This is a genomic window from Rhodobacter sp. SGA-6-6, from assembly GCF_011043545.1.
Classification (GTDB): Bacteria; Pseudomonadota; Alphaproteobacteria; order Rhodobacterales; family Rhodobacteraceae; genus Pseudogemmobacter.
This window is the reverse complement of the sequence record NZ_JAAKGP010000005.1, coordinates 275,986-289,675: the sequence shown is the minus strand read 5'-3', so window position 1 is coordinate 289,675 and position 13,690 is coordinate 275,986. Positions and strand designations below refer to the sequence as shown.

At 69.1% G+C, this 13,690-nt stretch carries 13 protein-coding genes; 4 read left to right on the top strand and 9 right to left on the bottom strand.

The genetic code is table 11. The annotated features are described in order from the left end of the window. Positions 1–17: 17 nt before the first annotated feature. From G5B31_RS12000 to G5B31_RS11985, 4 genes are read right to left on the bottom strand one after another with little or no spacing between them, the layout of a single operon-like run. Positions 18–1,364, bottom strand: a complete 1,347-nt coding sequence (locus G5B31_RS12000) for an FAD-binding oxidoreductase (RefSeq protein WP_165017879.1) — start codon at positions 1,362–1,364, stop codon at positions 18–20. Further along, positions 1,364–2,857 (bottom strand): aldehyde dehydrogenase, encoded by a 1,494-nt coding sequence (locus G5B31_RS11995; protein WP_165017874.1) that lies wholly within the window; start codon positions 2,855–2,857, stop codon positions 1,364–1,366. The genes G5B31_RS12000 and G5B31_RS11995 overlap by 1 nt, the downstream gene beginning before the upstream one ends. 5 nt (positions 2,858–2,862) lie before the next feature. Then, positions 2,863–3,765 carry a dihydrodipicolinate synthase family protein gene (locus G5B31_RS11990; RefSeq protein ID WP_165017871.1) on the bottom strand — a complete coding sequence of 301 codons (903 nt, stop codon included), beginning with the start codon at positions 3,763–3,765 and terminating at the stop codon, positions 2,863–2,865. Further along, positions 3,762–4,481, bottom strand: a complete 720-nt coding sequence (locus G5B31_RS11985; RefSeq protein ID WP_165017868.1) for a GntR family transcriptional regulator — start codon at positions 4,479–4,481, stop codon at positions 3,762–3,764. Before G5B31_RS11985 ends, G5B31_RS11990 begins: the two co-directional genes overlap by 4 nt. Before the next feature lie 134 nt (positions 4,482–4,615). On the opposite strand from G5B31_RS11985, the gene G5B31_RS11980 reads away from it, so the two are divergent. The 4 genes from G5B31_RS11980 to G5B31_RS11965 all read left to right on the top strand — a co-directional run bounded on the left by G5B31_RS11980 (position 4,616) and on the right by G5B31_RS11965 (position 8,721). Next, a complete protein-coding gene (locus tag G5B31_RS11980) occupies positions 4,616–5,704 on the top strand; it encodes a glycine betaine/L-proline ABC transporter ATP-binding protein (RefSeq protein ID WP_165017865.1) in 1,089 nt (362 codons plus the stop codon). After that, on the top strand, positions 5,704–6,639 hold the full coding sequence (locus tag G5B31_RS11975; protein ID WP_165017863.1) for a proline/glycine betaine ABC transporter permease: 936 nt from the start codon (positions 5,704–5,706) through the stop codon (positions 6,637–6,639). Before G5B31_RS11980 ends, G5B31_RS11975 begins: the two co-directional genes overlap by 1 nt. Positions 6,640–6,702: 63 nt before the next feature. After that, positions 6,703–7,698 (top strand): glycine betaine/L-proline ABC transporter substrate-binding protein ProX, encoded by a 996-nt coding sequence (proX, locus tag G5B31_RS11970; protein WP_165017861.1) that lies wholly within the window; start codon positions 6,703–6,705, stop codon positions 7,696–7,698. A 66-nt stretch (positions 7,699–7,764) separates the two neighbouring features. Further along, entirely contained in the window at positions 7,765–8,721 is a 957-nt protein-coding gene (locus G5B31_RS11965) for a GlxA family transcriptional regulator (protein ID WP_165017859.1), read from the top strand. 260 nt (positions 8,722–8,981) lie between these two features. Here G5B31_RS11965 and G5B31_RS11960 read toward each other — a convergent pair whose 3' ends face one another. From G5B31_RS11960 to G5B31_RS11940, 5 genes are read right to left on the bottom strand one after another with little or no spacing between them, the layout of a single operon-like run. Next, complete coding sequence (locus tag G5B31_RS11960; protein ID WP_165017857.1) at positions 8,982–10,280, bottom strand: FAD-binding oxidoreductase; 1,299 nt, start codon at positions 10,278–10,280, stop codon at positions 8,982–8,984. Then, positions 10,277–11,215: a branched-chain amino acid ABC transporter permease gene (locus G5B31_RS11955; RefSeq protein WP_165017855.1), complete on the bottom strand. Its 939-nt coding sequence runs from the start codon at positions 11,213–11,215 to the stop codon at positions 10,277–10,279. The genes G5B31_RS11960 and G5B31_RS11955 overlap by 4 nt, the downstream gene beginning before the upstream one ends. Continuing rightward, entirely contained in the window at positions 11,212–12,111 is a 900-nt protein-coding gene (locus G5B31_RS11950) for a branched-chain amino acid ABC transporter permease (RefSeq protein WP_165017853.1), read from the bottom strand. Before G5B31_RS11950 ends, G5B31_RS11955 begins: the two co-directional genes overlap by 4 nt. After that, positions 12,108–12,830, bottom strand: coding sequence for an ABC transporter ATP-binding protein (locus G5B31_RS11945; RefSeq protein WP_165017851.1), 723 nt, complete (start codon positions 12,828–12,830; stop codon positions 12,108–12,110). Before G5B31_RS11945 ends, G5B31_RS11950 begins: the two co-directional genes overlap by 4 nt. Beyond that, positions 12,827–13,600: an ABC transporter ATP-binding protein gene (locus G5B31_RS11940; RefSeq protein ID WP_165017849.1), complete on the bottom strand. Its 774-nt coding sequence runs from the start codon at positions 13,598–13,600 to the stop codon at positions 12,827–12,829. Before G5B31_RS11940 ends, G5B31_RS11945 begins: the two co-directional genes overlap by 4 nt. Positions 13,601–13,690 lie beyond the last annotated feature (90 nt).

The following is a 13,690-nucleotide window of genomic DNA, read 5'->3' as shown; positions in this document are numbered from 1 at the left end:
CGCGCCGACCTCGCCCCCTACTCCTCCCCCGCCCGCCATTCCTTCCAGCGCAGGAACACATTCGCGCCGATGGTCGAGAACGGCGGCGGCGGCAGGCGGGGGGGCTGCACCTCGGCGGTGAAGTGGCGGGTCACGTCGCTTTCCACGCCGGAGGCCAGCTCTGCCGCGCCGATGCCGGTCAGGGTGCTGCGGGCGGTGCCCAACCCGTTGCAGACGCAGGCGGCGAACAGGCCCTCGTCCAGCCGCCGCATCACCGAGACGCCGTTGCGCGTCAGGCACAGGTGCCCGGCCCAGGCGTATTCCATCGGCACATCGGCGATCTGCGGGAAGCGCTCGGCGAATTTCTCGCGGTGGACGGCAGCGGTGCGGCGGAGGGAGGCCTCCGACGCCTCCATCCCCGGCTCGTAGGTGGCGCAGGTGCGGGTGACGATGCGGTTGCCGCCCTGCCCGGTGTCGATCCGGCGCATGGTGGTGCCCATCGGGTCCGAAGGGGTGATCCCCCACCGCGGCTGGCCGCCGAGCGCGGCCAGCGCCGCCGCGTCCAGGTCGACGGTCATCGAGGCATAGAGGAAGACATGCATCAGCCGGCCGCGGGCGAAGCCGAAGCTTTCCAGATGGCCGTTGTTGGCCAGGATCACATAGGCCGCGCCGACCTTGCCGCGCGGGGTGGCGATCTCCCAGCCGCGGCCCTTGCGGGCCAAGCCGGTGACGGGGCTGTTCTCGAACACCCTGACACCATCGCGCCGCAGTCCCGCCGCCAGCCCGCGGATATAGCCCGCCGGCTGCAGCATCACCGTGCCGGGGGTATAGAGGCCCGAGACGTAGTGGCGGCTGCCGGTCAGGTCGAACATCTGCTGCCCGTCCAGATGCTCGCTGGCTTCGCCCAGGCTGGTGAGGTGCTGCGCATAGCTGCGGTTCAGCGCATCGGCCTTGGCCGAAGCGGCGCCGTTCACCTTGCCCGCCGGGTCGAAGTAATTGGCGTCGATGCCGTAGTCCGCCGCCGCCTCGCGGGCAAAGCCGATGGCGTGACGGTTCAGCGCGATGATCGCCGCATCCGAGCCGGCGCCGTGGCCGGAATAGTCGTCCGAGGAGATGTCGTGCGGCAGGTCGATCATGAAGCCGGAGTTGCGGCCCGCCGCGCCCTCGGCGATGCGGGTCGCCTCCAGCACCACGATCCGCGCCTGCGGGTTCAGCTGGTGCAGGCGCCGCGCGGCCGAGAGGCCGGCGAAGCCGCCGCCGACCACTGCGAAATCGGCGGTCAGGTCGCCCTCCAGCACCTCCGGGGCGGGCTGCCCCGGAAGGATCGCCGACCAGCCGGCCGGGCCGCGATGCACCGGGGTGCGCCGCGCGGTCAGGGCCTGCATCACACCGCCTCGTCGCGGTCGTCGGCCAGGTCGACCCAGATCGTCTTCAGCTGGGTATACTGGTCATGGGCATGGATGCCGTTGTCGCGCCCGCCGAAGCCCGATTGCTTGTAGCCGCCGAAGGGGGTGGAGATGTCGCCCTCGCCGAAGCTGTTCACGGTGACGGTGCCGGCGCGGATGGCGCGGGCGCCGCGGATGGCGCGCTTGACGTTGGCGGTGAAGATCGAGGCGGCAAGGCCGTATTGGGTGTCGTTCGCCAGCGCGATGGCCTCGTCGAAGGTCTCCACCGTCAGGACCGAGAGCACCGGGCCGAAGATCTCTTCCCGCACCTGCTTCGCCTCGCGGTCGGTCACGTCGAGGATGGTGGGTTCGACGAAACCGTCCTTGGCGGTGCCGCCGAGCAGAACTTTAGGACCTTTCGCCAAATAGCCGGAAACCTTGTCGAAATGCGCCTTCGAGACCAGAGCGCCCACCCGGTTCACCGGGTCCAGCGGGTCGCCCATCGGCCATTCGCGGGCATGGGCGCAGATGCGCTCCAAAAGCGCGTCCTTGACCCCTTTCTGCACGATCAGGCGCGAGGAGGCCGAGCAGTTCTCGCCCATGTTCCAGAAGGCGCCGTTGACGACATGCGCCGCCACCCGGTCGAGGTTCTCGGCATCGTCCAGCACCACCGCCGGATTCTTGCCGCCCATCTCCAGCGTCACCTCCTTCAGGTTCGACTCGCTGGCATAGGCCAGGAAGCGCCGCCCCGTGGCGGTGGACCCGGTGAAGGACACCGCGTCGATGTCCATATGGCGGCCGATGGGCTCGCCCACCTCGGCCCCGCCGCCGGGCAGCACGTTGAAGACGCCCGCAGGCACCCCGGCCTCCATCGCCAGTTCGGCGACGCGCAGCGCGGTCAGGCTGGTCTCCATCGCGGGCTTCACGATCACCGAGCAACCGGCGGCCAGCGCAGGGCCGATCTTCCAGGCCAGCATCAGAAGCGGAAAGTTCCAGGGCAGGACGAGGCCGACAACGCCCACCGGCTCGCGCACCACCATGGCGATATGGTCGTCCGAAGCCGGGGACACCTGGTCGTAGATCTTGTCGATCAGCTCGGCGTGCCAGGTCAGGCAGTTGATGGTCTCGGGCACATCGACCGTCTCGCAGTCGTAGATGGTCTTGCCGGCATCCAGCGATTCCATCACCGCCAGTTCCCGGGCGTTGCGCTTGATCAGCTTCGCCAGCCGGATCAGCACCTCCTTGCGCTCGCGCGGGTGCAGGCGCGACCAGCGGCCGTCCTCGAAAGCGTCGCGGGCCTTCTGCACGGCGAAATCGACATCGGCCGCATCGCAGGCCGCCACCTTCGCCAGCACCTCGCCCGTCGCCGGGTTCAGGGTGTCGAAGGTCTTGCCGGACTTGGCCGGCCGGAAGCTGCCGTCGATGAAGGCCTGGGTCGGAAAGGAGAGCCCGGCGGCGATGGCCTTGTATTCCTCGGTGGTCAGAAGGGTCATCGTCGTCACTCCGCTTCGATCTCGGCCACGGTGCGCTGCAGCACGCGCACCACCTGTTCCAGCTGCCGCTTGTCGTCCTTGTTCAGGCCCTTCAGCGGCGGGCGCGGCGGGCCGGCGTAATGGCCGCCCATCTCGCAGCCGTGCTTGATGCACTGGATGAACTTGCCGCCCTGCTCCAAGACCCGCATCAGCGGCATCAGTGCCGACATGATCCGGCGGCCCTTGTCGAAATTGCCCTCGACGGCGCAGGCGCGGTAAAGCGCGAGATGCTCCTTCGGCAGGAAGTTGGAGCCGCCGCAGACCCAGGAACGCGCGCCCCAGGCGAAGAATTCCAGCGCCTGGTCGTCCATGCCGCAGGACAGCTGCACATGCGGGTAGTCGCGGGCCAGCAGGTGCACCCGGTTGATGTCGCCCGAGCTTTCCTTGATGGCGCAGAAGTTGCGGCTGCGGCCCACGCGGTCGAGGAATTCCTCGCCCATCATGATGCCCATCCGGCCGGGGTAGTTGTAAAGCATGATCGGCAGGTCGGCCGCCCGGTCGATCGCCAGCGCGTTCAGCGCGTTCTCGCGCTCGGTCGGCACCGAATAGGGCGGAGACCCCACCAGCAGCGCCGCCGCGCCGATCTTCCCCGCGTGTTCGGCCATGCGCAGCGAATCCTCCAACCGAATCGCCACGGTGCCGACGATCAGCGGCACCCGGTCGCCGATCACCTCCTTGGCGAAGGCGGCCATCTCGACCCGCTCCTCCATCGACTGGGCGTAGTATTCGCCGGTGGAGCCGCCGTTGATCAGGCCATGCACCCCTGCCCCGATCAGATGGTCGATCATCGCCGCAAAGGCGTCGCGGTCGATGCTGCCGTCCTCGCGGTGGGGCGTGATGACGGGCGTGTAGATTCCCTCGAACTTCATGAGACTCCTCTGCGGTCTGCTCCGGGCGCGCGGCCCAGCGGGATCTGCATCCCCTCGGGTGTGACGAAACTTTCGATCTGCGCCCGCGACAGCTCCCAATGCGCCACGGCCAGCGCGGCGGCGGCATCGGCGTCGCCGGCCTCGATCAGGTCGATGAACTGGTCGTGCTGGTCGGCGGCGATCTCGCGCTCGGCCGCCAGCTGGGGCTTGCGCGGGCTGTAGAAGGTCATGCCGATGCGGGTGTGGTCGATCAGCAGCCGGCGCAGCGAGGGGGTCAGGAACTCGTTGTCCGCCATCTCGCCGATGATCGAATGGAAGCGTTCGTTCTCCAGCGCCCGCTCCGCCGCATCGCCATTGCGAATCGCCTGGCGGAACGACCACTGGCATTCCTTCAGCTTGACGATCTGCGCCGGCGTCGCATGTTCGGCCGCCAGCCGGGTCACCGCCGAATAGATCATCGGCGCCGCCATGAAGAAATTCCGCAGGGTCTTGTGGGTCATCGGCGCCACCTGCGCGCCGCGGTTCTCGTGCAGGACGATATAGCCCTCGCCGGCCAGCAGGCGCAGCACCTCGCGCAGCGGCGGGCGGGAAACTCCATAGATTTCCGCGGCTTCGATCTCGTCGATGTAGGAACCGGGCGCCAGCTCCTCGGTCAGGATCTTCCTGCGAAGATCCTCGAGGCACAGCGCCTTCCTGCTCCTGGTCTCGGTTTCCACGCGCGCTCTCCCATTCCTGAACCGCCGGCTGTCCGGCCGGGACTCAAGTAGCGTGACCAATGTGTAGCCGCACAAAATACATATTGTCTACAATAAAAATCTGTGTTTGTTTCGCCAAAAGAGGGGGGAACCGCATGACAGAAAGCCCGCGAGAGGATGTCATTCGCTGCGAGGGGATCTGGAAGATCTTCGGCGACAGGTCGCGCCAGGCGATGGAGGCCGTGCGCAGCAGCGGCCTGTCCAAGAAGGACATCCGCGAGCAGTTCGATTGCGTGGTCGGCGTGCAGGACGCCAGCTTCAGCGTCGGCCGCGGCGAGATCTTCTGCATCATGGGCCTTTCCGGTTCCGGCAAATCCACCCTGATCCGCCACATCAACCGGCTGATCGAGCCGACCGCAGGCACCGTCTACATCGAGGGGCAGAACGTCAGCGCGATGAACCCGCGCGAATTGCGCAGCTTGAGGGCCGAGCGCATCGGCATGGTGTTCCAGTCGATGGCGCTGATGCCGCACCGGACCGTGCGCGAGAACGTGGCCTTCTCGCTGGAGGTCCGGGGGATGCCGGAAGAGCAGCGGATGAAGATCGCCGGACAGGCCATCGACGCGGTGGACCTGACCGGGTGGGAAAGGAAATACCCCGACGAGCTGTCGGGCGGGATGCAGCAGCGCGTCGGCCTGGCCCGCGCCATCGCCGCCGACCCGACCATCCTGCTGATGGACGAGCCGTTCTCGGCGCTCGACCCGCTGATCCGGCGGCAGTTGCAGACCACCTTCATGCAGCTCTCGGCGGAACTGCACAAGACCACGGTCTTCATCACCCACGACCTGGACGAGGCAATCCGCATCGGCGACCGCATCGCCATCATGAAGGACGGCGTGCTGGTGCAGACCGGCACGCCCGAGCAGATCGTCACCGAGCCCGCGGACGACTACGTGGCGGAATTCGTGGCGGGCATCAGCAAGCTGGACCTGGTGACCGCGGCGCGGATCATGCAGCCGCTGGAGCAATACCGGCAGAAGAACGGCCCCGCCGACACCGCCGCCTGGCCGGTCGCGGCGCCGGGCGACAAGCTGAACGCGCTGGTCGACCTGGCCGTGGGCACCGAACACCCGATCCTGATCGCCGAGAACGGCGCGCCGGTGGGCGTGGTGTCGAAACGCGCGCTCCTGCGCGGCATCCAGGGCCGCGAGGAAACCCGGGAACCGGCAGCGGAGGCGGTGTGATGGACAAGAGCTTCGACTGGCTGAACCCCTTCGCCTCGATCGACCTCGGCATCGGCAAATGGGCCGACGGCATCAAGGGTTGGGCGATGTCCAACCGCAGCGTGATCCAGCCGCTGAAGAACTTCTTCGACGGGGTGATCACCGGCATCGAGAAGGGGCTGCATTCGGTGCCGCCGCTGGTCATGCTGGTGATCCTGGTGCTGATCGCCTGGCAGGCGGCCGGGCGGCGCGTCGCCATCCTGGTGTTCTTCTGCCTGATGATCCTCGGCCTGCTGGCCCCCGACGCCTGGTCGCTGGCGATGACCACGCTGGCCATCGTGATCGCCTCGGTGATCCTCTGCGTGCTGATCGGCCTGCCGCTCGGCGTGCTGGCCGGGAAAAGCGACAGGTTCGAGGCCGCGGTGCGCCCGGTGCTGGACACCATGCAGACCATCCCGGCCTTCGTCTATCTGGTGCCGGTGGTGATGATGATCGGCATCGGCAACGTCTCGGGCGTGATCGTGACGATCATCTTCGCACTCGCTCCGCTGGTGCGGCTGACCAGCCTCGGCATCCGCACCGTCAACCCCGGCGTGGTCGAGGCGGCGCGCGCCTTCGGTGCCACGCCGCGGCAGATCCTGTTCAAGGTGGAACTGCCGCTCGCCACCCCCACCATCCTGGCCGGGCTGAACCAGACCATCATGCTGTCGCTGTCGATGGTGGTGATCGCCTCGATGATCTCGGTCAAGGGGCTGGGGAACGAGGTGCTGCGGGCGATGGGGCGGCTCGACGCCGGCAAGGCCATCGTCGGCGGCCTCGGCATCGTCATGCTGGCCATCGTGCTGGACCGGATCACGCAAGGGTTGGGCCGGTCGGGGCGCAACCGCGGCCACCGCCACTGGTGGCAGACCGGCCCGGTGGGGCTGGTGACCGGCCTCTTCACCACCAAGGGCTGAGCCGCTCAGACTTCAACGACAAGAAGAAACCGCAAGACCATCCAGACCAACAAGGAGACACCGATGAAACTGTTCACCCTGACCACCGCGCTGGCGATGTCGCTGTCGCTGGCCTCGCCGCTCTTCGCCAACGACAAGCCGGGCGAGGGCAAGCCCGCGGTCCGCGTGGTGATGCCGGCGCAGATCGAAGAGCATTTCCACCACTACATCCTGCTGCGCGCGCTGCAGGAACTGGGCTACGAGACCGCCGAGCCGGCCGAGGCCGAATACCAGACCATGCACATCGCCATCGGCGGCGGCGACGCCGACTTCACCGCCAACCACTGGCACGCGCTGCACGCCGCCTTCTACGAGGAATCCGGCGGCGCCGAGGTGATGACCAAGGTCGGCGTGCTGATCGAGGGCGCGCTGCAGGGCTATCTGGTCGACAAGGCCAGCTATGACGCCGGCATCACCGATTTCACCATGCTGAAGGACCCCGAGATCGCCAAGCGCTTCGACGCCGACGGCGACGGCAAGGCCGACCTGGTCGGCTGCACCCCCGGCTGGGGCTGCGAGCGGGCGATCGAGTTCCAGCTGACGGAATACGGCCTGCGCGACACCGTGACCCACAACCAGGGCGCCTATCAGGCGATCATCGGCGATGCCATCGCCCGCCACGAGAACGGCGAGTCGATCATCTACTACACCTGGACGCCCTACTGGGTCTCGGGCGTGCTGGTCCCGGGCAAGGACGTGGAATGGCTGTCGGTGCCCTACACCGCCCTGCCCGAGGGCAGCGAGGGCCTGAACACCATCGTCGACGGCAAGAACGTGGGCTTCGGGGTCGAAAGCGTCGGCGTGCTGGCCCGCAACGACTTCCTCGAAGCCAACCCGGCCGCGGCGAAGCTGTTCGAGGTCGCCAAGATCCCGGTGAACGACGTCTCCGCGCAGGCGCTGGAGATCGCCAACGGCGCCAACTCGACCGAGGCGATCTGGGGCCTGGCCGACAAGTGGATCGTGGACAACCGCGCCACCTTCGACGGCTGGCTGGCCGAGGCGCGCGCCGCCGCGGAATGACCCGGCAAGGGGGCGGCCCGGGTGCCGCCCCCTACCCCCGACCACCCCCTTTTCGCCGTTGCAGCCATGACGCCAGCCACGACCACCACCCATTTCGCCTTCCTGCTGCTGCAGGATTTCTCGCACCTCGCCTTTTCCTGCGCGCTGGAGCCGCTGCGCATCGCCAACCTGGTCTCGGGCCGGCCGCTCTACCGCTGGTCGCTGGTCAGCGCCGACGGCAGGACCGCCGCCTGCTCCAACGGCACGGTGACGCTGGTCGATGCCGGGCTGGAGCCGTCGAAGGGCGTGGACCGGCTGTTCGTCATCTCCGGCATCAACATGCAGGCGCATTGCTCGCCCGAGATCCTCACCTTCCTGCGCCGCGAAAGGGCGCGCGGCACCGCGCTCGGCGCGATCTGCTCGGGCGCCTATGTGCTGGCGCGGGCGGGGATGCTGGACGGGATGGAGGCCGCGATCCACTGGGACTACCACGACAGCTTCGCCGAGGAATTCCCCGAGGTGAGGCTGGTGCCCAGCGTCTTCTGCGACCGACGCATCATCACCGCCTCGGGCGGCACCGCCGCCGCCGACCTGATGCTGCACCTGATCGGCAAGCAGCACGGCGCCGACCTCGCCATCGCCGTCGCCGACCAGATGTGCTACAACGCCGTGCGCGAGGGGACGGCGCCGCAACGGGTGTCGCTGCAATCGCGCCACGGGATGCGCAACGCCCATCTGGTGCGGGCGATCAGCCTGATGGAGCAGAGCATCGAGGAGCCGCGCTCGCCCAGCTGCATTGCCGAGACGCTGCGGATTTCCACCCGCCAGCTGGAGCGGCTGTTCGGCCGCTACCTGAACTCCACGCCGAAGCATTACTTCATGGAGCTGCGGCTGCACCGGGCGCGGAACCTCTTGGTGCAGACCGACCAGTCGATCACCGAGATCGCCATGGCTTGCGGCTTCAAGTCGACCTCGCATTTCACCAAGACCTTCCGCGCCTTCTACGGCCGGACCCCGCTGTCGCAGCGCGCGACGCTGAACTGAGGGGCTGAGGGGCGGGCCTCCGCTCGGCCTCCATGGCGAAGGCGCGTGCCTTCGCCACAGCACAACGCTTCCCCTTGTCCCGGCCGGGCCCTCAAGGCCCGGCCAGCGCCCGCCCCGCCCTTGGGCCAGGCGCTTCTCGCCCGCCGGGTCGGGCGCTGGCCTCTCGGGGTCTCGTGCCGCACCGTCTCCGGGTGCAACCCCCGCGCACGGGCGGGGGCAAGGCAGTGCCTTGCCTGATCCCGCCCGAACGAGGCCGCGGACTACCGCGCCAGCCCCGGCGGGCTTTCGCGGCGGTCGCGCAGGATGCTCAGCGGCAACAGCGCATTCGGCGCCATCCTCGCCAGCCCGTGGAAGGGGATCGCCCGCAAGGGCGCCAGCGGCGGGGCCAGATTGTCGGCGGGCTCTCCCGCCGCCCAGCGGGCCAGCTCCGGCCCCAGGGCGGTGGTCAGGGCGATGCCGCGGGCGTTGCAGGCGAAGGCGGCCAGCAGGCCCGGGGCGGGCTCGATCAGCCGCGGCAGGAAGTCGGGGGTGACGGCGGCCATGCCGGACCAGGAAAATTGCAGCCGCGGGGCCTCCGGCAGGTCCAGCGCCCGCGCCATGCGGGCCAGGATCGCCCGCGGCACCCGGGTCGCCGCACCGGGGCCGAGGATGTGCATTCCGCCGGTGATCAGCCGGTTCCCGGCGTCGAAGCGGAAGGTGAAGAGGTTGCGGCGGCTGTCCGAGACGCATTGCCCGCCGGGCAGCAGGCGGTCGCGGACGGACGGGGCAAGCGGCTCGGTGGCGATCTGGAACACCTTCAGCGGGAAGAAGCTGCGGGCCAGCCGCGGCCAGAGCCCGCCGGCATGGGCATTGGTCGCCAGCAATACCTTCGTGGCCCGGATGTCTCCGCCCGGGGTGGCGGCGCGCCAGCCCTGCCCCTCCCGCTCCAGCGCGGTGACGGGCGTGCCCTCGTGGATCGCCGCCCCCGCCGCGGCGGCGGCCAGCGCCAGCCCGCGGGCATAGGCCACCGGGTTCAGCACCCCGCCCGAGCGGTCGATCCAGCCGCCGCGCCAGCCCCTCACCCCGGTCAGCGCCTGCACCGCCTCGGCGTCCAGCAGCTCCGCCGGCCGGTCCAGCGCCTGCCATTGCCGCACCCTCTCCCGCGCCCGGGCCAGCGCGGCGTCGGAGTGGGACGGTTGTATCCAGCCCGATTGCAGCGCCTCGCAGGCGATGCCATGGCGGCGGATCAGTGCGAAGACCAGATCGGCGCTGCCGGCGGCCATCGCCAGCAACCGGGCGGCGCGGGGCTCGCCCAGCTTCGCGCGCACGTCGTCGGGGTCGACCTTGGCGAAGTTCGGCACCACGAAGCCGGCGTTGCGGCCGGTCGCACCGAAGGCGATGCCCTCGGCTTCCACCAGCACCACCCGCAGCCCGGCCTCGGCGGCATGAAGCGCGGCGGAGAGGCCGGTGAAGCCGCCGCCGACGACCAGCAGATCGGCCTCCGCCCCCCCTGCCAGCGGCGGGAAGGGCGGGATCGCGGCGGCGGTGGCGTGCCAGAGGGTCTCCGGGACAGGCGTCATTCCATCCCCCTGCCCCGCCGCGGCCCGAAGAAGCCCTGCGGCCGTCCCAGCAGGATCAGGCAGAGCATCACCCCGATGGCGACGATCTGCAGCGAGGCCGCCCGCGCCTGCCAGTCCACCGGCACCAGCGCCGAGGTCAGCCAGCCCGCGCCGATCCAGACCGCCCAGACCACGACGGCGCCCATCACCGCCCCGCGGTTGGAGCCGGACCCGCCGACCATCAGCATCGCCCAGACCTGGAAGGTCAACGTCGGGATGTAGTTGTCCGGCGCGATGAAGCCGATGAAATGCGCCTGCACCGCGCCCGCCAGCCCCATCACCGCCCCGCCCACGGCGAAGGCCTGAATGCGGTAGCTGCGCGCGCTTTTGCCCAGCGAAATGGCGGCGCGTTCGTCCTCGCGCAAAGCCCGCAGCACCCGGCCCCAGGGGCTGCGCGAGAGGCGTTCAAGCGCCAGGTAGCAGGCGAGCGTCACCGCGGCGATGATGCCGAGGTTGACAAGGTTGAAGGCCAGCGGGTCGGATTGCAGCCCGGCGAAAGGGCGCGGGATGAAGGCGACGCCGAAGGGCCCTCCGGTCAGGCCGACGGCGTTCAGCGCGGCAAGCTGCACCACCACCGCCACGCCGAAGGTGGTGATCGCCAGATAGTCCGACTTCAACCGCAGCGTGGCGAAGCCGGTGAAACCCGCCGCCGCCGCGGTCAGCGCCATCGCCGCCGCCCAGCCAGCCAGGATCGGCCAGCCGAAACCGCCGATCCGGTCGGGCGTGTCCGGCGTGGTCAGGATGGCGGAGGTATAGGCCCCGATCGCCACGAAACCGGCGATGCCGACGTTGAACAACCCCGTCAGCCCCCATTGCAGGTTCAGGCCCAGGGTGATGATGGCGAAGATCAGCGCGGTGGACAGGAAGAAGGCGCCGTAGCCGATGAGGTCGATCATCTCTCGGTCACTCCGAACAGGCCGGTGGGGCGGACCAGCAGCACCGCCATCAGGATCACGAAGGCCACCCCGGCCCGCCATTCCGCGCCGATGAACATCACCGCGGCGGCCTCGGACAAGCCGATGATCAGCCCGGCCAGCACCGCCCCGGGGACCGAGCCGATGCCGCCCAGGATGGCGGCCGCGAACATCGGCAGCAGCAGGTCCAGCCCCATCAGCGGCCGGATCTGCACCAGTGTGCCGACCATCACCCCGGCGGCGGCGGCCAGCGCCGCGCCGATGATCCATGTCGTCCGCACCACCCGGGACACGTCGATGCCGGTGACGCGGGCCAGCGCCGGGTTCTGGCTGTAGGCCCGCATCTCGCGCCCCCGCTGGCTGCGGGTCAGGAACAGGTGCATCCCGGTCACCAGCGCCACGGTCATCACCAGGAGCGCCCCCTGGTCGGGGGTGATGCGGATGCCGAAGCCCACCGGCTGCGCGATCTGAAGCGCGCGCGAGTAATAGGCGGGGCTGGAGGAGAACAGGAACTCCAACAGGTTCCGCAAGGCCATCGAGGCGCCGAAGGAGGCCATGACGACGATGATCGCCTGCCCCCGCGCCCGCAGCCGGGCGAACAGCAGCCAGTCCAGCAGCAGCGCCAGCCCGGCGGTGAACCCCATGGCGAAAAGCGTGGCAAGGATCAGCGGCAGGCCGAAGGACAGGGGCGCGATCGGCCCGGCCAAGCCGCCGACCACCCCCACCGCCACCAGCGCGGCATAGGCGCCCCAGGCCATCAGGTCGCCATGCGCGAAGTTGGAGAAGCGCAGGATCGAATAGGTCAGCGTCACCCCGATGGCGCCCAATCCGATCATCGCGCCGGAAATCAGCCCGTCGAGCAGGAATTGCAGGCTCATTGCACGCCCTCCTTGCGGTGGCCGAGGTAAAGCTCGGCGATCAGCGGATCGTCCCAGAGGGTCTTCGCCGGCCCCTCATGCGCCTCGCGCCCCTCGACCAGCACATAGGCGCGGTCGCCGATGGCCAGCGCGGCGCGGGCGTTCTGCTCCACCAGCACGATGGTCACGCCGGAGGCGCGGATCTCCACCAGCCTTGCGAAGACCTGCTCGACGAATTTCGGCGACAGGCCGGCGGAGGGCTCGTCCAGCATCAGCACCCCGGGACGCACGATCAGGGCCCGGGCGCAGGCCAGCATCTGCCGCTGCCCGCCCGACAGGCTGCCCGCGGCCAGCCGGCGCTGGCGGGCGAGGTCGGGGAAGAGGGCGAACATCTCTTCGATGGGCGCGGCGGCGCCGCGGAACACCCCGGCGGCGACGGCGAGGTTCTCCTCCACGCTCATCAGCGGGAAGACGTTCTCGGTCTGCGGCACGAAGGCCAGGCCCTTGCGGATCTTCAGATGCGCCGGCACCGCGGTGATGTCCTCGCCGTCCAGCACGACGCTGCCGCCGGTCACTGGAACGATGCCGGCGATGGCCTTGATCAGGCTGGATTTCCCGGCGCCGTTGGGACCGAGGATCACCACGATCTCGCCCTTGTCGGCATGGATCGAGGCGCCTTTGACGATGGACAAGCCCGGCTCGTAGCCCGCTTCCAATTGGCTGACGGTCAACAGGCTCATGCCGCCGCCCCCCCGAGATAGGCTTCGATCACCCGGGGGTCGCGCGAGACCTGCTCGGCCGTGCCCTCGCAGAGATGCGCGCCGGAGGCCATGACCACGATCCGGTGGCAGAGCCGGGTCACCATGTCGATGTTGTGCTCGATCAACAGGAAGGTCACGCCGGTGGCGTTGATGGCGCGGATGCGGTCGATCAGCACCTCCAGCAGCGAGGGGTTCACCCCGGCCGCCGGCTCATCCAGCAGGATCACCTGCGGGTCGGCCATCATCACCCGCGCCAGTTCCAGCAGCTTGCGCTGCCCGCCCGACAGCACCCGCGCCGGCTGGTCGGCCAACTTGTCCAGCAGCATCATCGACAGGATCTCGCGGGCCTTCTCCGCCGCCGCCCGCTCTTCTGCGGCGATGCGGCGGGGCGACAGGAAGCTGGCCCAGATATGCTCGCCGGTCTGGCCTTGCCGCGCCAGCAGCAGGTTGTCGACCAGCGAGAGTTCCGGGAAGGGCCGCGGGATCTGGAAGGTCCGCCCCAGCCCGCGCGACAGCCGGCGATGCGCGGGATCGGCGGTCACCTCGCGCCCGGCCAGCAGGATGCGGCCCGAGGTCGGCGTCACCGATCCGGCCAGCAGGTCGAACATCGTGGTCTTGCCGGCGCCGTTGGGGCCGATCAGGCCGAGAATTTCGCCCTGCCCCACGGCCAGCGACATCCCATTCACCGCCGTCACGCCGCCGAAGCGTTTGGTCAGCGCCTGAGCCTCCAGTATCGGGGGTGTCGTCATCGTCCGTCCCTGATGTTTGATCTGTGATCACTCTTGCTTTGATCACAGTATGGACGTGTAATCCGATGAGACAAGACGATTCGTTGGAGG

Coding starts and splice junctions, on each gene's coding strand:
- G5B31_RS11995 (WP_165017874.1), bottom strand. CDS start 2,857: ATGACCCTTCTGACCACCGAGGAATACAAGGCCATCGCCGCCGGGCTC.
- G5B31_RS11990 (WP_165017871.1), bottom strand. CDS start 3,765: ATGAAGTTCGAGGGAATCTACACGCCCGTCATCACGCCCCACCGCGAG.
- proX (WP_165017861.1), top strand. CDS start 6,703: ATGAAACTGTTCACCCTGACCACCGCGCTGGCGATGTCGCTGTCGCTG.
- G5B31_RS11960 (WP_165017857.1), bottom strand. CDS start 10,280: ATGACGCCTGTCCCGGAGACCCTCTGGCACGCCACCGCCGCCGCGATC.
- G5B31_RS11940 (WP_165017849.1), bottom strand. CDS start 13,600: ATGACGACACCCCCGATACTGGAGGCTCAGGCGCTGACCAAACGCTTC.
- G5B31_RS11975 (WP_165017863.1), top strand. CDS start 5,704: ATGGACAAGAGCTTCGACTGGCTGAACCCCTTCGCCTCGATCGACCTC.
- G5B31_RS11965 (WP_165017859.1), top strand. CDS start 7,765: ATGACGCCAGCCACGACCACCACCCATTTCGCCTTCCTGCTGCTGCAG.
- G5B31_RS11945 (WP_165017851.1), bottom strand. CDS start 12,830: ATGAGCCTGTTGACCGTCAGCCAATTGGAAGCGGGCTACGAGCCGGGC.
- G5B31_RS11980 (WP_165017865.1), top strand. CDS start 4,616: ATGACAGAAAGCCCGCGAGAGGATGTCATTCGCTGCGAGGGGATCTGG.
- G5B31_RS12000 (WP_165017879.1), bottom strand. CDS start 1,364: ATGCAGGCCCTGACCGCGCGGCGCACCCCGGTGCATCGCGGCCCGGCC.
- G5B31_RS11955 (WP_165017855.1), bottom strand. CDS start 11,215: ATGATCGACCTCATCGGCTACGGCGCCTTCTTCCTGTCCACCGCGCTG.
- G5B31_RS11950 (WP_165017853.1), bottom strand. CDS start 12,111: ATGAGCCTGCAATTCCTGCTCGACGGGCTGATTTCCGGCGCGATGATC.